The 22,029-nt window shown below is 64.6% G+C and carries 21 protein-coding genes; all 21 read left to right on the top strand.

Going from position 1 to position 22,029, the window contains the following annotated elements:
• Positions 1-96: 96 nt before the first annotated feature.
• A complete protein-coding gene (locus QFZ30_RS12455) occupies positions 97-471 on the top strand; it encodes a DUF3040 domain-containing protein (protein WP_307076632.1) in 375 nt (124 codons plus the stop codon).
• A gap of 412 nt (positions 472-883) precedes the next feature.
• A complete protein-coding gene (mraZ, locus tag QFZ30_RS12450; protein ID WP_306904637.1) occupies positions 884-1,312 on the top strand; it encodes a division/cell wall cluster transcriptional repressor MraZ in 429 nt (142 codons plus the stop codon).
• Positions 1,313-1,481: 169 nt separating this feature from the next.
• A complete protein-coding gene (gene rsmH, locus QFZ30_RS12445) occupies positions 1,482-2,474 on the top strand; it encodes a 16S rRNA (cytosine(1402)-N(4))-methyltransferase RsmH (RefSeq protein WP_307076629.1) in 993 nt (330 codons plus the stop codon).
• Positions 2,471-3,172: a hypothetical protein gene (locus QFZ30_RS12440; protein WP_307076627.1), complete on the top strand. Its 702-nt coding sequence runs from the start codon at positions 2,471-2,473 to the stop codon at positions 3,170-3,172. The genes rsmH and QFZ30_RS12440 overlap by 4 nt, the downstream gene beginning before the upstream one ends.
• Positions 3,173-3,214: 42 nt before the next feature.
• Entirely contained in the window at positions 3,215-5,017 is a 1,803-nt protein-coding gene (locus QFZ30_RS12435) for a peptidoglycan D,D-transpeptidase FtsI family protein (protein ID WP_307076625.1), read from the top strand.
• Between the two features lie 83 nt (positions 5,018-5,100).
• Positions 5,101-6,741 carry a UDP-N-acetylmuramoyl-L-alanyl-D-glutamate--2,6-diaminopimelate ligase gene (locus tag QFZ30_RS12430; RefSeq protein ID WP_307076623.1) on the top strand — a complete coding sequence of 547 codons (1,641 nt, stop codon included), beginning with the start codon at positions 5,101-5,103 and terminating at the stop codon, positions 6,739-6,741.
• 6 nt (positions 6,742-6,747) lie between these two features.
• Positions 6,748-8,214 carry a UDP-N-acetylmuramoyl-tripeptide--D-alanyl-D-alanine ligase gene (locus QFZ30_RS12425; protein ID WP_307076621.1) on the top strand — a complete coding sequence of 489 codons (1,467 nt, stop codon included), beginning with the start codon at positions 6,748-6,750 and terminating at the stop codon, positions 8,212-8,214.
• A complete protein-coding gene (gene mraY, locus QFZ30_RS12420) occupies positions 8,211-9,320 on the top strand; it encodes a phospho-N-acetylmuramoyl-pentapeptide-transferase (RefSeq protein ID WP_307076619.1) in 1,110 nt (369 codons plus the stop codon). The genes QFZ30_RS12425 and mraY overlap by 4 nt, the downstream gene beginning before the upstream one ends.
• Complete coding sequence (murD, locus tag QFZ30_RS12415; RefSeq protein ID WP_307076618.1) at positions 9,302-10,879, top strand: UDP-N-acetylmuramoyl-L-alanine--D-glutamate ligase; 1,578 nt, start codon at positions 9,302-9,304, stop codon at positions 10,877-10,879. Before mraY ends, murD begins: the two co-directional genes overlap by 19 nt.
• A gap of 2 nt (positions 10,880-10,881) precedes the next feature.
• Positions 10,882-12,225: a putative lipid II flippase FtsW gene (gene ftsW / locus QFZ30_RS12410; RefSeq protein WP_307076616.1), complete on the top strand. Its 1,344-nt coding sequence runs from the start codon at positions 10,882-10,884 to the stop codon at positions 12,223-12,225.
• Between the two features lie 6 nt (positions 12,226-12,231).
• Positions 12,232-13,332 carry an undecaprenyldiphospho-muramoylpentapeptide beta-N-acetylglucosaminyltransferase gene (gene murG, locus QFZ30_RS12405; RefSeq protein ID WP_307076614.1) on the top strand — a complete coding sequence of 367 codons (1,101 nt, stop codon included), beginning with the start codon at positions 12,232-12,234 and terminating at the stop codon, positions 13,330-13,332.
• On the top strand, positions 13,329-14,705 hold the full coding sequence (gene murC / locus QFZ30_RS12400) for a UDP-N-acetylmuramate--L-alanine ligase (protein WP_307076612.1): 1,377 nt from the start codon (positions 13,329-13,331) through the stop codon (positions 14,703-14,705). The genes murG and murC overlap by 4 nt, the downstream gene beginning before the upstream one ends.
• Positions 14,698-15,681 carry a cell division protein FtsQ/DivIB gene (locus tag QFZ30_RS12395; RefSeq protein WP_307076611.1) on the top strand — a complete coding sequence of 328 codons (984 nt, stop codon included), beginning with the start codon at positions 14,698-14,700 and terminating at the stop codon, positions 15,679-15,681. Before murC ends, QFZ30_RS12395 begins: the two co-directional genes overlap by 8 nt.
• A gap of 189 nt (positions 15,682-15,870) precedes the next feature.
• Entirely contained in the window at positions 15,871-17,112 is a 1,242-nt protein-coding gene (gene ftsZ / locus QFZ30_RS12390; RefSeq protein ID WP_307076609.1) for a cell division protein FtsZ, read from the top strand.
• An 8-nt stretch (positions 17,113-17,120) separates the two neighbouring features.
• Positions 17,121-17,810: a polyphenol oxidase family protein gene (locus tag QFZ30_RS12385; RefSeq protein ID WP_307076608.1), complete on the top strand. Its 690-nt coding sequence runs from the start codon at positions 17,121-17,123 to the stop codon at positions 17,808-17,810.
• On the top strand, positions 17,803-18,543 hold the full coding sequence (locus QFZ30_RS12380; RefSeq protein ID WP_307076606.1) for a YggS family pyridoxal phosphate-dependent enzyme: 741 nt from the start codon (positions 17,803-17,805) through the stop codon (positions 18,541-18,543). The genes QFZ30_RS12385 and QFZ30_RS12380 overlap by 8 nt, the downstream gene beginning before the upstream one ends.
• 86 nt (positions 18,544-18,629) lie before the next feature.
• The gene (locus QFZ30_RS12375) at positions 18,630-19,160 is read left to right on the top strand and encodes a cell division protein SepF (RefSeq protein ID WP_307076604.1); all 531 of its coding nucleotides are present in this window, start codon (positions 18,630-18,632) and stop codon (positions 19,158-19,160) included.
• A gap of 121 nt (positions 19,161-19,281) precedes the next feature.
• Positions 19,282-19,569: a YggT family protein gene (locus QFZ30_RS12370; RefSeq protein ID WP_307076602.1), complete on the top strand. Its 288-nt coding sequence runs from the start codon at positions 19,282-19,284 to the stop codon at positions 19,567-19,569.
• Positions 19,570-19,746: 177 nt separating this feature from the next.
• A complete protein-coding gene (locus QFZ30_RS12365; protein WP_307076600.1) occupies positions 19,747-20,442 on the top strand; it encodes a DivIVA domain-containing protein in 696 nt (231 codons plus the stop codon).
• Positions 20,443-20,532: 90 nt separating this feature from the next.
• On the top strand, positions 20,533-21,105 hold the full coding sequence (lspA, locus tag QFZ30_RS12360) for a signal peptidase II (protein WP_307076598.1): 573 nt from the start codon (positions 20,533-20,535) through the stop codon (positions 21,103-21,105).
• The gene (locus QFZ30_RS12355) at positions 21,098-22,024 is read left to right on the top strand and encodes an RluA family pseudouridine synthase (RefSeq protein WP_307076596.1); all 927 of its coding nucleotides are present in this window, start codon (positions 21,098-21,100) and stop codon (positions 22,022-22,024) included. The genes lspA and QFZ30_RS12355 overlap by 8 nt, the downstream gene beginning before the upstream one ends.
• The last annotated feature ends 5 nt before the right edge of the window (positions 22,025-22,029 follow it).

Genomic DNA, 22,029 nt, shown 5'->3' with positions numbered 1-22,029 from the left:
CGTTGGCGGACGGGAACCTCAACGGTATGCCGGTCGTTATCGGAGCAGAAGCACTGGCCGCGAAGCCCGGACGTTGGCCTACTTAAGGAGGTCGTGATGCCCCTCTCGGAGCACGAACAGAAGTTGCTTGAGCAGTTGGAGAAGCAGCTGCACGAGGACGATCCAAAGTTCGCGAATTCCATGGGTTCGGACCCAAGCCGCTCGTGGTCCACGCGCCATGTCGTGATCGGCGTCCTCGGCGCCCTCGCAGGGATCTTCCTTCTACTGGTCGGCGTCACGATCCAGAACATCTTTGTTGGCGTTCTGGGGTTCGTGGTCATGGGAGGCGGCGTCTATTTCGCCACGATGCGCAACACTGGGGCCGGCAAGCAGCGTTCCGCCGGCAGCGCAGGAAAGTCGGGCAAACCACGGAGTTCGTTCATGAGCAGCCTGGAAGAGCGTTGGGACGAACGGCGCCGCGGCGAATCCTGAGCCGGTGCAGTAAGCAATCCGGCAATCCCTCCACTTTCCTCCAGCCGGTCCATTAGCTTCAGCAGGAGGACCGCAGCAGAAGACCCGCCACGGCGGGTCTTCTGCTTTTAACCCCGAAATCCTGCCATTCACCCCGAATCCTGCGGCGTCCGGCCCCGGCGGTGGCAGCCCTGCAGGGATGGCAGGCTCCCGCCGTCGGGCGCTGGGAGGCGGGGGGCGCAGTAGAGCCGGACCCCTCCACTCTCCACCACCCGCAGATTCCGCGGGGATTCGGCGCTGGATTCCTCCAAATGGCGGAGAAACGGGCAATCTTGCGTTGACTGTGGGGGAAAGTGGAGTAATGTGGAGGACATAAGAGGGTAGTGCAACACAGGGGATGTGCAGTTCCTGAAGGCAGACGGGTGGTGGGCCAGTGTTTCTGGGCACCCACTCGCCGCGTCTGGATGAAAAGGGCCGGATCATCCTCCCCGCAAAGTTCCGTGAGGAACTTGCCAGCGGTCTGGTTCTCACAAGGGGCCAGGAGCGTTGCATCTATGTCTTCAGTGAGCAGGAATTTGCACGGGTCCACGAGCAAATGCGGGAGGCGCCTATTTCCTCCAAGCAAGCGCGGGACTACATCCGTGTCTTTCTCTCTGGAGCCTCGGATGAGGTACCTGACAAGCAGGGGCGCGTGACCATTCCGCCAGCGCTCCGGGAGTACGCAGGCCTCGGCAGGGAACTGGCCGTCATCGGCGCAGGAACCCGCGCTGAGATCTGGGACGCCCAGGCCTGGAACGAGTACCTGGCAGAGAAGGAGACCGCTTTCTCTGAAACCGACGACGCCATTCCGGGGATCCTCTGATCACCGGAACAGGACGGCGGACCGCTTCTTGAACGAGATCTCCAGCCGCCCATCGGACGGCCAACCTGGCTCACTTCCCCGGAGCCAGGCGGGCATAACGGTAGGCGCGGATGGGGATCTGGCCCAAGAAGCAACAACCAAAGCACTCACGGCAAGAAAGGACGAAGGCATGAACGACCACCCGAAGCCGACGTCCGAACGCCACGTGCCGGTCCTCAGGGACCGGTGCATCAATTTGTTGGCCCCCGGCTTTGAAGCCGCACGCCTGAGGGGTGAATCCCCGGTGGCAATCGACGCAACGCTTGGCATGGGGGGCCACTCCGAGGCCATGCTGCAGCGTTTCCCCGACCTGCACCTGATCGGAATCGACCGCGACGAAGAGGCCCTGGCCCTGGCCGGGGAACGGCTCGCCCCCTTCGCCTCGCGCACCGACCTGGTCCACGCTGTCTATGACGAGATCGGCGATGTCCTCGATGACCTGGGCTTCGCTGAGGTCCACGGCATCCTGATGGACCTGGGCGTTTCATCGCTCCAGCTGGATGAACGCGAACGTGGCTTTGCCTACTCCTTTGACGCCCCCCTGGACATGCGGATGGATACCAGCCGTGGCCAGACTGCAGCGGATGTGGTGAACAACTACAGCGAAGACGAACTGGTCAGGATTATCCGGAAGTGGGGCGAGGAGAAGTTTGCCGGCCGGATTGCCAACAGGATTGTGGCGGCCCGCGCCGTGAAGCCTTTTGCCACCACAGGTGAACTCGTGGAACAGATCCGCTCGGTGGTTCCGGCGGCGGCCGCAAAGTCCGGAGGCCACCCCGCGAAGCGGACCTTCCAGGCACTCCGGATCGAGGTCAACGAGGAACTTGATGTGCTGGAGAGGGCTGTGCCCGCTGCCGTGGGGGCCACTGCCCTGGGCGGGCGCATCGTGGTCATGTCATACCACTCGCTGGAAGACAAGATCGTCAAGAGCGTGTTCCAGGCGGGCTCCAAGTCGTCGGCTCCACTCGGATTCCCCGTTGAACTTGAGGAACACAAGGCCGAACTCAAGACCCTGACAAAGGGCACTGAGGTGCCCACCGCCGTCGAGATCGCTGAAAACCCGCGCGCCGCCTCAGCAAGGCTTCGTGCCGTGGAACGCATCAGAGCCAGGAGAGCAGCATGAGCACCGCCGCCGCCAAAAACTTTCCCGTCGTCTCCGGCAGCGCTGCCCCGGCGATCAGAACTGTCCCGGCCGGCGCCCCCGGTGACGGCCGTAAGGTCCGCACCCCGCTCTCCGTGGTGCGCTCCACGCCCAGGAAGCGGCGCGCCCCGTTTGTCGTCCTGTGCTTTGCCTTGCTGGCCATAGCCCTGGTGACGGTGCTGGTCCTGAACATTTCGGTCTCCACCGCCCAATACCAGCTCGTGGAACTGCGGGGCAAGCAGAGCACGCTGACCAAGCAGAACCAGGATCTGACACAGCAGGTGCAGAATTTCGAAGCTCCACAGAATCTGGCTGCGAAGGCCACAGACTTGGGAATGGTAGCGTCCACGGTCAAGGGCCAGATCGACCTTTCGACCCTCACCGTCACAGGCAAGGCGACCCCGGCCGTGAAGGGTGGTGCTGCCGGTGCCGTTATCCCGGCGCCGGCAATTGCCGGAGTGTTGACTGTGGTTCCGCCGGCAAGCACGGGCGAACCGCTGGTCAGCCGTAAGCCGGTCAGCGACGAGCCAGTTGCATCCCCGGCGGAACCACCAGCTGCGGCAGCCCCCGCGGAAGCTCCGGCGGCTGCACCTGTACCAGCACCAGCACCGGTGCCGTCTGTGGATCTTCACGGCGGTTCCGTCCCGGCTCCCGAGCAGAAGGCGCCGGGCAGCAACTGACAGGCTTTGAAGGGCAACTACGGCGAGCAGCAAGGAATCACGGTGGCGCAGAGGACCGGTAAGGCAACAACCGTAAAGGTGCCTAACGCCACAAAGCGCCTGCGCCTGGGCCTGGGGATAATGCTGTCACTTCTTTTGGTGGTCGGCGGCAAGCTTTTCCTGGTCCAGGGCCTGGACGTCGGCGGGATGGCTGAAGCTGCGCTTACTCTCCGCATGAAAGAGACGGTTCTCCCGGCGGAACGCGGAAGCATTCTGGACGACAGGGGTACCGTTCTGGCGAACAGCGTGATCCGCTACAACGTGGTGGTGGACCAGAAGGTCAACACCAAAACCGAGAAGTTCCCGCGCCTGGAAACGGTGGACGGGAAAGAGAAAATTGTTGAAATCAGCCGGGATCAGGGCATCAGCGAACTCGCCTCTGCCCTGGGAATGGCCACTGGCGACGTCAGGAAGGCCGTCACCGGCGACCAGCGGTACCACATCGTGGCCAAGGACCTTAAGCCGGACGATGAGGACCGCGTCTCGAAGCTACTGGTCCCCGGCGTCGTCACCGAAGGCGTGAGCAAGCGCGTCTATCCCAACGGTTCGGTCGCAGGCGGGATCATCGGTTTCCTCCAGGACGGCGCCACGGGCCAGGCCGGCATTGAGCAAACCCAGGATGGTGTCCTGAAGGGAACCGACGGCAAGAGGCTTTTCGAGACCGGAGCTGATGGCCTGAGGATTCCTGTCGGCGTGGATGAGTTGACGCCGCCGCAGGACGGCAAGGACGTCAAACTGACCATCGACTCGGACCTCCAGTATTTCGCGCAGCAGGCCATCCAGAGCCAGTCGGACAAGCTGGGAGCGGAATGGGGCACCATCATTGTGATGGATGCCAAGACAGGCAACCTCATCGCGATGGCCGACACCAACGCCCCGGATCCGAACGATCCGGGGCGGGTGGCTGCCAAGGACCGGGGGGTGCGCTCAGTCACGGCAGCCTACGAGCCCGGGTCGGTAGAGAAAATGATCACTGCCGCTGCGCTGATCGAGGAGGGAAAGTCCAGCCCGCTGGATACTTTTACGCTTCCGCCGTCCTACACCGTTGATGGCCAGACCTTCACTGATTCCTTTGCCCATGGGACCGAAGAACGGACCCTCGCAGGAATCCTCGGCTGGTCCATGAATACCGGCACCGTCAAGGCCGGCCAGCGCCTCACCAAGGACGAGAGGCACGACTGGCTGCAGAAGTTCGGGATCGGCGAAGCCCCGGACATCGGGCTTCCGGCCACGGCCTCTGGCATCCTGACTCCTGCCGACCAGTGGGACGCGCGGCAGGAGTACACCGTGCTGTTCGGGCAGGGCGTGTCGCAGTCCACGCTCCAGACGGTGCGGGCCTACCAGACCATCGCCAACAACGGCGTGATGCTCCAGCCGCGCCTGATCGACGCCTACATCGGAGCAGACGGAACCGAGGAAAAGGTGGAGCCTCAGCCCTCCCGGCAGGTTGTGTCAGACAGCACGGCGCAGCAGGTCCAGGACATCCTGGAAAGCGCGGTGACCGAGGGCCAGATCAAGGACGCTGCCATTGACGGCTACCGGGTGGGTGCCAAGACAGGAACCTCGGAATCGCCCTGCGACGACGGCAAGTCTGGCTTCTGCGGCTACACGGCCTCAATTGTCGGCATGGCGCCGATGGATGATCCTCGGTTTATTGTGGAGGTAATACTGCAGCGGCCCAAGGGCAGCATCTATGGCATCACACAGGGTCCGGTCTTCCGCTCGGTCATGAGCCAGGCACTGCGGACGTACAACGTCCAACCGTCAACCGGCGAACCTGCCAGGCTGCCGCAGTTCGCCAAGTAGCAGCAGGCCGAGCAGCGCCCACCAGCGCCCGCAAGGAAGCATTTCCGTGCGGGCATGATCCACTAGAAGCTTCGGAGATCCCCTTGTCAGAGCACAATGTACCCGGCAGCAAGACTGCCCCGGCCGGGGGATCCGCCACGGGCCGTTTCAGGCCGACGGCAGTTGCCGCGGTCCGTCTGGCCGACATTGGCGAATCGGTGGGGGTAGTGGTCCCGGGACCTTCCGCCGCCGTCAGCGTCACCGGGATCTCCCTGAACTCACGAACCGTGGAACCCGGCGACCTCTATGCGGCCCTGCCCGGCGCTGCACGCCACGGGGCGGACTTCGTGCCGCAGGCAATCGCCGCCGGGGCAGTGGCGGTTCTGACGGACGACGCCGGGGCACGCCTGCTGGCACTGTCGGCGGATGCTTCCGTCCCGGTGCTGGTGGTGGACGCCCCGCGCAACGTGGTGGGGCCGCTCTCCGCCATGATCTACCGGAGCCAGCCTGCCGCAGGTGGTACGCCCCGGCTGTTCGGCGTGACCGGCACGAACGGTAAGACCACCACCACCTACTTCACCAATGCCCTGCTGCGTGCCCTGGGCATGAAGACCGGGCTGATCGGAACTATCGAAATCTTGGCAGGCGGCGAACCCATTCCCAGCCTGCTGACCACGCCAGAATCCACAGACCTCCACGGACTGCTCGCGCTGATGCGGGAAAGAGGGCTGGACGCCGCTTCAATGGAGGTCTCCTCGCACGCCGTTTCCTTCCAACGCGTGGACGGTGTGGTCTTTGACGTTGCCGGCTTCACCAACCTCACCCAGGACCACCTGGACCTGCACGGAACCATGGACGACTACTTCAGCACCAAGGCTGAGCTTTTCACGCCGCGCAGGGCCCGGGCCGCGGTAGTGACAGTCGACGACGACTGGGGCCGCAGGCTTGCCTCCACGGCGGAGGTTCCGGTCACCACCCTCGCAACGGACCCCTCCGGGGGCCCAGCCGACTGGACGGTCAGTGAGACCACTGCGCGCGGACTGGGAACGGACTTCACCCTTCTGGGACCAGACGGGGCGTCGTTGCGAGTCCACACCGGACTGCCAGGCAGCTTCAACGTGGCAAATGCAGCGCTGGCGGCCGTTATGGTCATCACCAGTGGAGTGGACACCGCCGCGGTGCAGACAGCCCTGGATGACCATGATCCGTTCACGGTGGCGGTCCCGGGACGCATGCAGCTGGTCGCCGAGGTGCCGGCGGCCGTGGTGGACTTTGCCCACAACACGGATGCCTTGGCTCGCGCCCTGGAGGCAGTACGGCCGCCGATCCCGGGGTCCAGGCTGATTGTGGTGTTCGGTGCCACCGGACAGCGGGATCAGGGCAAGCGCCCGGCCATGGGGGCGGTTGCGGCGCGGCTCGCCGACACGGTCATTGTCACCGATGACGATCCCCACGACGAGGACCCAGCGGCCATCAGGGCAGACGTCCTGTCCGGCGCCCGGGTGGCAAAGGCGCAGGACTCGCTGGGCTGCAGCATCCTAGAGGTCTTTCCCCGCGATGCCGCCATCCGTCAGGCCGTTGATCTGGCCGGACCCCGGGACACGATTCTGGTCGCTGGCCGGGGGCATGAGGTCTGGCAGGAAGTCAAAGGTGTCAACGTTGCCCTCGATGACAGGGTGGAACTCCGGGACGCTTTGACAGCCAAGGGATTCACCGTTCTCCAAGACGACCGGATAGAGTCCTAGACCGAGATGATTGCATTTACTGCGGCGGAAATCGCCGAAATCACAAACGGCCATCTGGATGCCGATGCCGGGATCACACCCCTTACGGTGGTCACGGATTCGCGGGAGGCCACCACCGGGTCGCTTTATGTCGCGAAACCGGGGGAGCACGCGGACGGCCACGACTTCATCGGCGCCGCCTTCAGCAGGGGTGCATCGCTGGTCCTTGCAGAGCGTGCCGTGGCCGGCCCGGACGGCGTCAACTATCCCGCCGTGCTGGTCAAGGACGCCGTGCTGGCCCTGGGTGCCCTGGCTGCCGAGGCCGTACGGCGGATCCGTGCTGCCCGGCATGCTGCAGGCGAAGCCCTGACGGTGATAGGAATCACCGGGTCGGCAGGGAAGACGACCACCAAGGACCTGCTGGCAGGGATCCTCGCGCCGCATGGAACCACCGTTGCACCCCAGGGTTCATACAACGGCGAAATCGGCGTGCCGCTCACCGTGTTCCGGGCCGATACGGATACACGTTTCCTTGTGATCGAGATGGGCGCCACCGGCATCGGACATATCCGGTACCTGGCCGACATGGTGAAGCCGGACATCGGTGTTGTCCTCGGCGTCGGAACGGCCCACGCGGGCGAGTTTGGCGGAGTCGACAACATCGCACGGGCCAAGGGTGAACTGGTGGAGGCACTCCCGGCAACCGGGACAGCGATCCTAAATCTCGACGACGACCGCGTGGCCGCCATGCGCTCACGCACCAGCGCCGCTGTCCTGGGCTTCACAGCCGCCGGACACGCCGACGGTGCCGTGCAGGCGGATGCCCCGGACACAAACCCCGTGGGGAATCCTGAGTTCGACCTCATCCTCCCCAGCGGCGAACCGGATCTGCATGTCAGCAGCCAGCTGATCGGTGCCCACCACATGGGCAACCTGCTGGCCGCTGCTGCGGCCGCTTTTGCCGCGGGTATTCCCGGCAGGGACATCGCGGCCTCGCTCAGCACGCAGGCAGCAGCCAGCCGCTGGCGCATGGAACGGACGGAGCGTCCCGACGGCGTCACGGTCATCAACGACGCCTACAACGCCAACCCCGAGTCCATGCGCGCTGCCCTCCGCACCCTCGCGGACCTGGGCCGCGGCCGCCGCACATGGGCTGTCTTGGGAGCCATGCTGGAGTTGGGGACCGACTCCATCCGTGAACACACAGCGGTGGGCACGCAGGTTGTACGCCTGAATATCTCCCGGTTGGTGGTGGTGGGGCGCGAAGCACGTGCCCTCTATGTTTCCGCTGTCCAGGAAGGCTCCTGGGGAGACGAATGCGTTTTTGCAGAAACGCCTGATGAGGCGTACGAACTCCTGAACGCCGAACTTGAACCCGGCGACCTGGTGCTGTTCAAGTCCTCCAACAGCGTGGGACTGCGGCATTTGGGCGATCGGATAGCATTACCCCCACAAACCCCGGTACCTGCCAAAGAAGGGAGCGAGCTGCTGTGATTGCACTTCTGATCGGCGCAGGACTTGCCCTGTTGTGCGCCCTGGTGGGAACCCCGCTGTTTATCCGGTTGCTCGTCCGCAGGAGCTACGGGCAGTTCATCCGGGACGATGGACCCACCTCGCACCACACCAAGCGCGGCACGCCCACCATGGGCGGAACCGTGGTGGTGGCAGCGGTCCTGGTGAGCTACGGCCTGACCCACCTGATTATGTGGATGATGAACCCCAATTCCGCGGGTCCATCCGTCTCCGCCCTTATCCTGCTGTTCCTCATGGTCGGCATGGGACTGGTGGGTTTCCTGGATGACTTCATCAAGATCTCCCGCCAGCGGAGCCTGGGCCTGAACGTGAAGGCCAAGCTCATTGGCCAAGGGGCGGTGGGCGTCATCTTTGCCGTGCTGGCCCTTAATTTTCCCGATAACGACGGACTCACGCCCGCCTCCACCAAGATATCCCTGGTCCGGGACGTGCCGTGGCTGGACCTGGCGTTCGCCGGGACTGTGGTGGGTGCCATTTTGTTTGTCCTGTGGTCCAACCTGATCGTTACCGCGGCTACCAACGGAGTGAACCTCACCGATGGCCTTGACGGGCTGGCCGCAGGCGCCTCCATCATGGTGTTCGGGGCTTACACCCTGATGGGCATCTGGCAAAGCAACCAGGCCTGTGGATCACCCAGGCAGGCCGGCAGCGGCTGCTATTCGGTCCGCGATCCCCTCGACCTTGCCCTGCTCGCAGCCATCATGAGTGCCGCCCTGGTGGGCTTCCTCTGGTGGAACACGTCGCCCGCCAAAATCTTCATGGGCGACACTGGCTCCCTCGCGATCGGGGGTGCCATCGCCGGCTTCGCCATCCTGTCCAGGACCGAACTGCTCCTTGGCGCCATTGGCGGCCTCTTTGTGCTGATCACCCTGTCCGTGCTCATCCAGGTCGGATACTTCAAGGCCACCGGCGGTAAACGCTTCTTCAAAATGGCACCGCTGCAGCACCACTTCGAGCTCAAAGGCTGGGCCGAGGTCACCGTGGTGGTCCGGTTCTGGATCCTGGGCGGGCTCTGCGTGGCCGTCGGACTGGGTGTCTTCTACGCTGAATGGGTTGTGCTGCTGTGATTGTTTCCGCCCGCCTCAAGGGCCTCACCAGTTGGGATTCCGACTGGGCGGGGCTGCGCGTCGTCGTAACCGGCATCGGGGTTTCCGGCTTCGCCGCTGCGGACACCCTGATAGAACTCGGTGCCCGCGTCGTGGTGGTTGACGCCGCCACGAGTGAAACAGCCAAAGCCCAGGCCGACACGTTGAAGATCGTTGGTGCCGCAGACGTCCTCCTGGGGGAGCACGCCGTGAGCAGGGTCCCCAAGGTTGATGGCGCCGTGCCCGAACTGATCGTCACTTCGCCGGGCTGGCGCCCTGACCAGGCCTTGCTGGCGGCTGCCTCGCGTGCGCACATTCCGGTGTGGGGGGACGTCGAACTGGCGTGGCGTGTCCGGGAGCGGTCAGGCCGAAAGACAGCGGACTGGCTGACCATCACAGGGACCAACGGCAAAACCACCACGGTTGGCCTCACCGAAGCGATGCTCCAGGCCGCGGGCCTGAAGGCTATCGCCGTCGGAAATGTGGGAACGCCCATCCTGGATGCCCTCCGCGACCCCGTGGAGTACGACGTTTTTGCCGTTGAGCTTTCCAGCTTCCAGCTGCACTGGTCCGAGTCGCTCTCGCCGGTGGCAAGTGTCTGCCTCAACGTGGCCGAAGACCACGTGGACTGGCATGGTTCCTACACGTCCTACCTGGCTGACAAGGCAAAGGTTTATGCGCGGACACAAAAGGCGTGCATTTTCAACGCCGAGCAGATAGAGACTGAGCGGATGGTGGAAAATGCCGACGTCGTGGAGGGCTGCCGCGCTGTGGGCTTCACCACCGTCACCCCGGCCATCAGCATGCTGGGTGTCGTGGAAGGACTCCTCGTTGACCGCGCCTTCATTGCGGAGCGCAAGGACAGCGCAGCGGAGCTCGCCTCTATGGCAGACCTGGGTCCTCTTGCTCCGCGCCACATGGTGGCCAACGCCCTGGCCGCCGCCGCCCTGGTACGGGCATACGGCGTGGACGCCAACGCCGTGCGCCAAGGCATCCAGGACTACGTCCCCGGAAACCACCGCATCCAGCCCGTTGCCCGACGCAACGGCGTGCTCTGGGTCAATGATTCCAAGGCCACCAACCCACACGCCGCGGCTGCTTCATTGGCCACCTTTGAGAACGTGGTCTGGATCGCGGGCGGCCTCTCCAAGGGTGTCAGCTATGACGAACTGGTCCGGGACCATGCGGCCAGACTCAAGGCAGTGGTGCTGATCGGCAGTGAGACGGGGCCGCTGGCCGAGGCCCTGCGGCGACACGCGCCGGATGTACTCGTGATCCCTCCAGCGGCGGGCGACACTGAAAATATGCAGACTGCCGTAACGGGCGGAGCCATCGCAGGCAGCTCTCCGGATTCCGGTGAGGCCGTGATGTCCCGGGCCGTTGCGTCAGCGGCACAACTGGCCTCCTCAGGCGACACTGTGCTCATGGCTCCGGCAGCTGCTTCCATGGATCAGTTCTCTTCCTACGCTCACCGTGGCGATGCCTTCATCGAAGCTGTCCGCGAGCTGGTGGAAGGACAGGCCCAGACCGGCGAGGAGTAACAATGGTCAGCACGCCCACCCGGCCGTCGGCTTCCCAGCCGCGCACCGGGAAATCAGCTTCCTCCCGTCCGGCCAGGCCTTCAGCTGCAAAATCTACGCTGCCCGTGCGGATCCGGAGCTGGTATCGCGGTTTCTGGTCAGCTCTGGAAGGGAACGGCACCTCCCGGAACGGCTCCACCTACTACCTCATCCTGGGCTCCACGCTCGCCCTCACCGTTATCGGCATCATGATGGTCCTCTCGGCCTCCAGCGTGGAATCCATCGCCGCCGGGAAGTCACCATACGGGGATGCCCTGAAGCAGGGGATGTTCGCTGCCATCGGAATCTTCACCATGTTTGTCCTCTCGCGCATCAACGTGGTCTGGCTCAAAAGACTCGCGTGGCCGGTGTTGGGCATTGCGCTGGTACTCCTGGTCCTGGTCCAGGTCATCGGTGACGAAGTCAACGGAAACAAGAACTGGATCGATTTAGGCGGCATCACCTTCCAGCCGTCTGAGGCGTCCAAGCTGGCGCTGGCGCTCTGGATGGCCACCGTCCTTGCCGTTAAGGGGAAGCTGCTCCGCCGCTGGCAACACGTCCTCATACCTGCCGTGCCATTGGCTGGCGCCGTGATCGGACTGGTGCTGCTCGGCAATGACCTGGGCACAGCCATGATCATCATGATGATCACGGCCGCAGCACTCTTTTTTGCGGGTGTGCCGCTGTACCTTTTCGGGTTCGCCGCTGTGTTCGCCGGAGCCGGCATCGCAGCAATGGCCATCACCAGTTCAAACCGGGTGTGCCGGATCACCTCCTGGTGGACGGGCCAGTCCTGCGCGGACGGCATCGATGCCAATTATCAAGCCACCAACGGGTTGTATGGGCTCGCCTCCGGCGGCTGGTTCGGAGTGGGCCTTGGCCAGAGCAGGCAGAAATACAGCTGGATCCCGGAAGCCCACAACGACTTCATCTTCGCCATCATCGGGGAGGAACTGGGCCTCGTAGGCACCGTCGTCGTCCTTATTCTTTTCGCCGTCCTGGGTGCGGCCATCTACCGCGTTGTCGTGGCGCAGGAGGCCCTGTTCCACCGAGTCCTGGCCGGCACCATCATGGTGTGGCTGCTGGGGCAGGCCACCGTCAACATGTCCGTCGTGACCGGCCTGATGCCAGTCATCGGCGTGCCCTTGCCCTTCATCTCCTACGGTGGCTCGGCACTCCTGATGTCGCTGTGCGCCATCGGCGTGGTTTTGTCGCTCGCCCGGGAGCAGATGGCCCCAGCCATCCGGCCCAAGCGGATGCTGAAGTTCGGCACCCGGCGGGCCGGAGGATCCTCTGGGCGCAAAAAAACCGCAAGAAAGAGTACCTAACACCAGATGACTTCCAAGAACCTCTCCATAGTCCTGGCGGGCGGCGGAACCGCCGGCCACATCAGCCCGCTCCTGGCCATTGCGGCTGCGGTCCGCGCTGCCGCTCCGGAGGCCAGGCTGCTTGCCGTGGGCACGCCGTCCGGCATGGAGACCCGGCTGGTTCCTGCTGCCGGAGTGGAGCTTGCCACCATCGACCGCGTGCCATTTCCGCGGAGACCGTCCGTGGACCTGTTGCGGTTGCCCGCCCGGCTCGCCGGTGCAGTGCGCCAGGCCGGCAACATCCTGGACGCCGCCGCCGCTGACGTGCTGGTGGGCGTTGGAGGCTACGTTTGTACGCCGATGTACCTGGCCGCCCGGCGGCGTCGGATCCCCATCGTGATTCATGAAGCCAACACCAGGGCCGGCTTGGCCAACCGGGTGGGATCCCTGCTGACCCGGCACGTCGCCGTGGCTTTCGATACCACCCGGCTGCGTCATGCCCGGCACGTGGGAATGCCCATGCGCACTGAAATCTCCGGCCTGGACAGGACTGCCGCACGTGCCTCCGCACGCGAAGCCCTGGGCCTGGATCCCGCCAAGCCCACACTGATCGTCACCGGCGGATCGTCCGGCGCCCAGAGCATCAACCGCACGGTGGAAGCCGCTGTCGGGGACCTGGCAGCGGCCGGAATCCAGACGCTCCACATCACGGGCCGCGGCAAAACGGTCCTGGGCCCCGACGGCGAACCGCTCGCTGCCGCGGGTTACCGCCAGCTTGAGTATGTGGACGGCATGGAACTGGTCTACGCCGCCGCCGACGTCCTGCTCGCGAGATCCGGCGCCGCCACGGTCTGCGAAGTTGCCGCCGTGGGATTGCCTGCCGTTTTTGTCCCGCTGCCTATCGGTAACGGCGAACAGGCCCTGAATGCCGCCGGGTTGGTGGACGCGGGCGGCGCACTCCTCGTCCCGGACAGCGGCTTTACGCCGGAATGGGTCCGCACCGAACTCATCCCGCTGCTCAGCGACCACGCCCGGCTGGCCATCATGGCAGCCAACTCACACCGTCTTGGAATCAGAAACGCCGATCAGCGCATGGCTGGTCTTGTCTTGGAAGCGGTATCCCCATGACCCCCGCCAACGTCCACAGCCAGGCGTCCCTTGGCCGCGTCCACTTCATCGGAATCGGCGGTGTGGGCATGTCCGCGGTGGCCCGGATCATGGTTGCCCGCGGCGTCCCCGTCAGCGGATCCGACGCCAAGGACCTTCCGGTGATGGCAGATCTGGCAGCAGCCGGTGCGACTGTCGCTGTGGGGTACAGCGCGGCGAACCTTGGCGATGCCCAGACCATCGTGGCAGGCTCCGCGATCAGGGCGGACAACCCCGAACTGGTTGCCGCACGCGCGGCAGGACTGCCGGTACTGCACCGTTCAGAGGCCCTGGCGGCCACCATGGGGGACGACCTTGTGGTGACAGTGGCAGGCACACACGGCAAGTCGACCACCACGTCCATGATCGCCGTCCTGCTGCGGGGTGCAGGCCTTGACCCCTCCTTCGCCATCGGCGCCAACGTGCCGGCCCTGGGAGTCAATGCGGCCCATGGAACGTCCGGTGTGTTTGTCGCCGAAGCGGACGAATCGGACGGGTCCTTCCTGAACTACCGGCCGCGGGTGGCCGTGGTGACCAATGTGGAGCCGGACCATCTGGACCATTACGGCACCGCGGAAGCAGTGTATGAATCCTTTGACCGGTTCGCCGGACTGCTACCGTCCGACGGCGTACTGATCGCCTGTGCGGACGACGCCGGCGCCCTCGCCCTGGCGGACCGCACACTGGCGCGGGGCAATGCGCGCGTGGTCCTGTACGGCACGTCCGACCGGTCAGACCTGCTTCTGCACGACGGCGGTCCGGGGGACGTTGCGGTCTCCTCACCGACAGGACGGTTCGCCCTTGAGCTCCAGGTTCCGGGGCGCCACAACGCCCTGAACGCCGCGGCTGCCTTCGCCGTCGCCCTTGAACTGGGGGTTGATGCCCCGGCCGCTGCACAGGCTCTGGCGCACTTCTCCGGGGCATCGAGGCGTTTTGAACTGAAGGGCGAGGTGCGCGGCGTGCGCGTCTTCGACGACTACGCCCACCATCCCACGGAGGTCCGTGCCGCCCTGGCCGCTGCCCGCTCCGTTGCCGGGGACCACAAAGTCCACGTCCTTTTCCAGCCGCACCTCTTCTCCCGCACCAGGGAATTTGCCCGGGAGTTTGCCGAAGCGCTGAACCTGGCAGACACAGCGCTGGTGCTGGACATCTATCCAGCCCGCGAAGATCCCATTCCCGGCGTCAGCAGCCAGCTGATCGCGGAGCACCTGGAAGCGGGCGGGCGACTGGTGGAAAGCGGCGAGGCAGTGGCTGAAGTTGTGGGCGCCGCGGGCGCCGGCGATGTTGTACTGACCGTCGGGGCCGGCGATGTTACTGCCTTCGGGCCGCGGATCGTGGAGGCCCTGGGTGGCTAGTCCCCGCCGCCCCACATACACCTCCCCGGGCCGTGGCCGGCCCGGGCGGGGCGGGCTCCACAGCGGGTCCGTCCACGGCGGGCCAGGACGCGAATCGGCACCGGCGAAGGAACCGGACGTCATCTCTGCATCCAAGAGTGCCCCCGAACCGGCACCGCCGCCCGGGCGGAATACAGGCCGGAAAAAGGCGAAGAACGGGGATCCAGCCTCCGGCGGAGCGCGGACCGGGGAGCGGGGTCCCGCCGCCACCGGCGGCAATGTGCTGGCCTTCCCGGAGCCCCGTGGCCGGCGGCTCAAACGAAACATCATCATCGTGGCGTGCACGGTGACGGCCGTTGTTGCGGGGCTCCTGGCCGGGGCTGTATATTCGCCGCTTCTTGCCGTTGGCACGATATCGGTTTCGGGAACCAGGCTCCTTAGCACCGACCAGGTGCAGACCGCGCTCGAACCACTGCGGGGCAGGCCCCTTCCCCAGGTCAGCGATGAGGAAGTGAGCCGGCTCCTGGAACCGCTGATCCAAATCAAGTCAGTGTCCACCGAAGCGCGGCCGCCGTCTGAGCTGGTGGTGGAGGTGCAGGAACGCGTTCCGGTTGCCCTGGTCAAGCAGGGGGAGCAGTACCAGCTGGTGGACGTGGACGGCGTGCAGCTGGCTGCTACGGCGGATCCGGAGTCGGTCTCGCTCCCTGTGATCGACGGCGGAGCGGGAGCGATCGGCAAGGACCTTTTCCAGGCCACAGCGGCGGTCCTTGGCGCACTTCCTCCCGAAGTCCTGGCAAAGCTTTCCAATGCGTCCGCCCAGTCGGTGGACGCAGTGGAACTCAAGCTGGTTGACGGCCAGACGATCATCTGGGGCAACGCGGGGGAGAAGGAGCTGAAGGCCAAGGTGCTTGAAGCGCTCCTGAAGGCCCCGTCAGATCCGAAAAACCCCGTGAAGGTTTACGACGTCAGCGTGCCCCGGCACCCCGTGACGCGCTGAATCACCTTATTTTCCCGGTATTCCTACGACACGCGGTGCCGGTTATTGAATGTCTGAACCATAGGAAATAGCGTCACAGACATGAGTTACTTGACATAACTATAACCTTCAACTCGAAGGTTAAGGTTCAAAGCTTCAAGCCCGACTCCATCAGTTTTCGCAATAAGACACGAACAAGGGACACGTAACGTGGCAGCTCCGCAGAATTACTTGGCCGTCATCAAGGTCGTCGGCATCGGCGGCGGTGGCGTGAACGCAGTCAACCGCATGATCGAGGTCGGCCTCCGAGGTGTTGAATTCATCGCCATCAATACCGACGCCCAGGCCCTGCTGATGAGTGATGCCGATGTCAAGCTCGACGTCGGCCGTGAGCTGACCCGCGGACTCGGTGCGGGCGCCAACCCGGAGGTGGGAAAGCAGGCAGCCGAGGACCACGCCGACGAGATCGAAGAGGTCATCCGTGGCGCAGACATGGTCTTCGTGACCGCTGGCGAAGGCGGTGGCACGGGCACCGGCGGCGCCCCAGTCGTGGCCCGCATTGCCCGCTCCCTGGGTGCGCTGACCATCGGTGTGGTCACCCGGCCGTTCACCTTTGAGGGCCGCCGCCGCGCCGGCTCGGCCGAGGCGGGCATCGACGCCCTCCGCGACGAGGTGGACACCCTGATCGTGATCCCGAACGACCGTCTCCTGTCCATCAGCGACCGCAACGTCTCCGTCCTGGACGCCTTCCGTTCCGCTGACCAGGTCCTCCTGTCCGGTGTCCAGGGCATCACGGACCTCATCACCACCCCGGGCCTGATCAACCTTGACTTCGCGGACGTCAAGTCCGTGATGCAGGGCGCCGGTTCAGCCCTCATGGGCATCGGTTCGGCACGCGGAGAGGACCGCGCGGTGAAGGCAGCAGAGCTGGCCATCGCCTCACCGCTGCTGGAAGCCTCCATCGATGGCGCCCATGGTGTGCTGCTGTCCATCCAGGGCGGTTCTGACCTTGGCCTGTTCGAGATCAACGAGGCGGCCCGCCTGGTCCAGGAAGTTGCCCACCCCGAAGCAAACATCATCTTCGGCGCCGTCATTGACGACGCCCTCGGAGATGAGGCCCGGGTGACGGTCATCGCTGCCGGGTTCGATGACGTCAAGGCCACCTCGCCGTCCATGGACCAGTCCCAGCCCCAGGTGGCGCCCCAGCGGCCTGCCGCCCCGTCGGCTGCTCCCGCACCTGCCCAGGCACCCTCGGGAGGCGGCAGCCACCAGATGAACGTGCAGCCAGTCCACGCCGGAGTCGGCGCGTCCGGACTCAGCAACTGGGGCCAGCAGCGCCCGTCGGCGGTTCCAGCGGACTCAGGCTTCGACGTCGACCTGCCCTCGGTGGTGGAGCCCGACCTGTCCGGCCACCAGTCTGATGACCTGGATGTCCCCGACTTCCTGAAGTAGGCCGCGGATTGTTCGTTTGGCGGGCGGAAGTCCTCCCCGGAGTGTCTGTGGCGTTCACCGACGTCCGCGCCGGAAACCTGGCACTGCATGTGGGGGACAACCCCTCTGATGTGATGAGCCGCCGGGACGGGCTGGAGCGCGCAACGGGCATCGCCCCCGGCTCGCTCCGGTTCATGGAACAGGTACACGGCACCTCCGTTGCCCTGATGGAGGCCGACAGCCCCGCGCCCGTGGCGGACGCCATGGTCTCGCACGGCCTGCCGCTGGCTGTCATGGTGGCAGACTGCATCCCGGTAGTGCTGGTGGGCCAGGCTCCCGGCGGTCCGGTCCTGGCCGCCGTGCATGCCGGGCGCCCCGGGATAGCTCGGGGCATCATCCCTGCAGCAGTGGAGCGGATGCGCGCCCAGGGTGCCTCCGGGATCCTGGCATGGCTCGGCCCGTCAATCTGCGGCGCCTGCTATGAAGTCCCGAACGGACTGCGCGACGAAGTGGCAGCGGAGGTCCCCGCAAGCTGGTCATCAACGTCCTGGGGGACCCCCGGACTGGACCTCCCGGCAGGGGCGCGGAGCCAACTGGAGAGGGCCGACGTCGTTGTTGAGTATGCCGGGCCGTGCACCCTCGAGAACGAGGAACTTTTTTCCTACCGCCGGAACAATCGCACCGGCCGGTTCGCCGGACTGGTGTGGACACATGGATGAGGGCAGGGCAGTGGAGGACGCCGCAAGGGTGGCAGTGCTGTCAGAGCGCCTCGCTGCGGTCCGGCGCCGCATCGGATCCGCCGCCGAGGCTGCGGGCCGGACGGGGGATCTGCCCACCCTGATCGTGGTCACCAAATTCCATCCGGCGGAGGATATCCGCCGCCTGGCCGCGTTAGGCGTCAGGGATGTCGGCGAGAACCGGGACCAGGAGGCTGCCCGGAAGTCCACCGAGCTGGCGGAGCTTGGGCTCAAGTGGCATTTTGTTGGCCAGCTTCAAAGCAAGAAGGCCAAGTCAGTGGTCCGCTACGCCCACGCCGTCCATTCCGTGGACCGCCTGCAGCTGGTGGATGGCTTGGAGCGGGCGGTTGCCGCAGAGCAGGACAAGACCGGCCGCGGCCCGATTGACTGCTTCATCCAGGTCAGCCTCGACGACGACGCCGGCGCCCACCGCGGCGGTGCGGCACCTGCCGATGTACCCGTCTTGGCCGCACGGCTGGCTTCAGCTGACGGGCTGGTGCTGGCAGGTGTAATGGCCGTAGCCCCTTTGGGGGGCAGGCCGGCGGAATCCTTCGAAAAGCTGGCAGCCATTTCCTCCCGGCTCACGGCCGACCACCCCTCTGCCACAGCCATTTCGGCGGGCATGAGCCAGGACCTCGAGGTGGCTATCCGGTTTGGGGCGACACACCTGCGAATCGGTTCGGATATTCTCGGATCGCGTCCTACGGTGGGGTAGCGTCAAAGTATTGGAATGAATGGCGGGGATTCCAGTGCTGTCAAGTCAAAGCGTGGCCCGCCTACGGACACGATTAGGAGTCGACCATGGCCGGCGCTCTGCGCAAGACAATGATCTATCTTGGGCTCGCCGATGGCGATGAACACTACGAGTCCGAGCACCACACCACACGTAAGGACGAGGACGATTCAATGGAAGTTGACCGCGAGGAACGCCGCGCACCGGCACCCGTCCGCGATGTCAGCCGTGACACGTCGCATGCCCCTGAAGAGGAATACCGCGCACCAGTGACCCCCATCAAGCGTGCGGCATCAGGCCGCGAAGAAACCACAAGACTCCGCCAGATCACCACGATCCACCCGCGGTCCTACAATGACGCCAAACTTATCGGCGAAAGCTTCCGGGACGGCATACCCGTGATCATGAACGTCACGGACATGGGTGAGGCGGACGCCAAGCGCCTGGTGGATTTCTCGGCAGGGCTTGTTTTCGGCCTCCGGGGCAGCATCGAGCGCGTCACGAACAAGGTCTTCCTCCTGTCACCGTCGTACATTGAGGTCATCGGTGATGACAAGAAGGTCAGCGAGACCCAAGCCAGCTTCTTCAACCAAAGTTAGCCACTAAGCTTACAGCTGATGCCAGGCAGGTACACCTGTCTGGCATCTGTGCTGAAATAGACAAGAAACGTCGGCAGGACACAGCAGTATCCAGAATGGACAAGGAGATATGAGTTAAGTCATGGGAATTGTTTTTGGACTTGTCTATATCGCCCTTTTACTGTTCCTCGTGACGCTGGTCATCCGCCTGGTCTTTGACTGGGTCCAGATGTTTGCCAGGGAATGGCGCCCGCGGGGAGCTGCCCTGGTGGCAGCGCATGCGGTGTACTCGGTCACCGATCCGCCGCTCAAGGTACTGCGGCGGCTGATCCCGCCTTTGAGGCTGGGTGGCATCACCCTGGACATCGGGTTCCTGCTGCTGTTCATCGCCGTCAGTGTGGCGATGGGGATTACCAGGAGTTTCGCGTAAATTTTTCGATTAGACCTAGCAGCGCAGGCACAGATCCGGAAGGAACTGATACCTGCAACGCGAAGAAATCTCTGTTTGACACCACAGTGTTGAATTAGAGGAACCTGACCATATTTAGGTACCGTAGTTTTGACGGCCGGAAGGCCTACTGACTAACTAGACCAACGAGGTGACCAGATGGCTTTGACGCCAGAAGACGTTGTCAACAAGCGCTTTCAGCCGACCAAGTTCCGCGAAGGCTACGACCAGGACGAAGTAGATGACTTCCTGGACGAAATCGTCGTCGAACTCCGGCGCCTGAACCAAGAGAACGACGAGCTCCGCAAGAAGCTCGCCGAGGCCGGTTCCGGCGTGCCCGCCAGTTCTTCGGCGGCGGCACCGGTGGTCGAGAAGGTTCCCGCGCCCGTCAAGGCCGAGAAGGACGACTCCCGTGCCAAGGCCGAGGCTGAGGCAAAGGCGGCCGAGGCCAGCAAGAAGAAGGAATCGGAGCAGGCCGTCCCGGTGGCAACCGTTCCCGCTGCTGCTCCCGCGCAGGCTGGCAGCAACGCCTCTGCCGAATCCGCTGCCGGCTTGCTTGCGATGGCCCAGCAGATGCACGACCGTCACGTCGCCGAGGGCCAGTCGCAGAAGGACAAGATCATCGCCGAGGCCCAGATCGAAGCCAGCAGCCTGGTCAACGATGCCCAGGAGAAGTCGCGCAAGATCCTGGGTGCCCTGGAGCAGCAGCGTTCCGTCCTGGAGCGCAAGGTAGAGCAGCTTCGCGGCTTCGAGCGCGACTACCGCTCACGCCTGAAGGCCTACATCGAAGGCCAGTTGCGCGACCTTGATGCCCGCGGTTCAGTGGCTGCGCCGGAAGTCGGCGAAGCCAGCTAGTCCGTCAAGCACGTATTCTGAAAGCCGGTGGCTGGGGATTCCTCGGCCGCCGGCTTTTGAGATTTACATCGGTTTCCGAATGAAAGCACCATGACTGACGAACTTGCCGCTGACGCTGCACGCCCTGTTCCATCAACGCCACGGCCACGCCGGGCAGTTCTGCTGTCCCTCTTTGCGGGTTTTGCCGTGTTCGCCTACCTGCTGGACCAGCTGACCAAACTCTGGGTCACATCCAGCATGGTGGAAGGGGAGCGCATCCCGGTTCTGCCGCCCTTCCTGCACTGGTACTTCATCCGGAATTCCGGCGCCGCATTCTCGATCGGGGAAAACGTGACCTGGGTATTCTCGATCATCATGGTGGGCGTCTCCATTGCCATCCTGCTCCAGGTGCGCAAGCTTGGCTCTGCCTGGTGGTCGCTGGCCCTCGGCCTGCTCCTGGGCGGGGCATTGGGAAACCTGACGGACAGGCTGTTCCGTGAGCCGTCCTTTGGCATGGGCCACGTGGTGGACTTCATCCAGTTGCCCAACTTCGCAATCTTTAACATCGCCGATTCCGCAGTGGTATCAGCGGTGGCCATCATTTGCATTCTGACGCTGCGGGGAATTTCCCTTGACGGATCACGGCACGTCGCTGCCCACCGGGAAAAGGCCGGCGATGCCTGAGCGCGTTGTGGTGGCCGATGAACTCGGCGGAGTGCGGGCGGATGCGGGACTGGCCAAACTCATGGGTATCTCCCGCTCCCTGGCAGCGACGCTTATTGCCGAGGGCAACGTGGTCAGCCGGGGAAAATCAGTGGGCAAGTCCGCACGGCTGGTGGCCGGCGACGTCCTGGACGTCACGGTGCCGGTACGGCGTGACCCGCTCGAAGTGGTGGAGGAAGTTGTGGAAGGCCTGAAGATCCTGCTGGACGATGACGACTTTGTTGCTGTCGACAAACCGGTGGGCGTCGCCGCACATCCGTCGCCGGGCTGGGTGGGGCCCACAGTGGTGGGTGGCCTGGCGGGGGCCGGATACCGTATCTCGACCTCCGGCTCGCCTGAACGGGCAGGTATCGTGCACAGGCTCGATGTCGGCACGTCCGGCGTCATGGTGGTGGCCAAGACCGAGCGCGCCTACACGGCCCTGAAGCGGGCCTTCAAGGAGCGCACCGTGGACAAGGTTTACCACGCCGTGGTCCAAGGCCTTCCGGATCCCCTGGAAGGCACCATCGATGCCCCCATCGGGCGGCATCCGGGACATGACTGGCGTTTTGCCGTGATCGAGGACGGCCGGCCGTCCATCACGCACTACGAGGTCCTTGAGGCTTTCGGCAAGGCCACGCTCGTGGAGGTCCACCTGGAGACGGGACGCACACACCAGATCCGCGTGCATTTCGCAGCCCTGCGGCACCCGTGCGCCGGGGACCTGACTTACGGTGCGGACCCGCGGCTTGCGGCAACCCTGGGCCTGACGCGGCAATGGCTGCATGCCCGCCAGCTCGGCTTCGACCACCCCGCCACAGGGGAGCGCGTGACCGTCACCAGCGAGTACCCCCAGGATCTGGCCTATGCCTTGGAAGTCCTCGAGTCGGGCCAGGCGTAGCGGCT

This window comes from Arthrobacter pascens, from assembly GCF_030815585.1.
In the GTDB taxonomy this organism is placed as follows: Bacteria; Actinomycetota; Actinomycetes; order Actinomycetales; family Micrococcaceae; genus Arthrobacter; species Arthrobacter pascens_A.
This window is presented reverse-complemented; position numbering and strand designations above follow the sequence as displayed.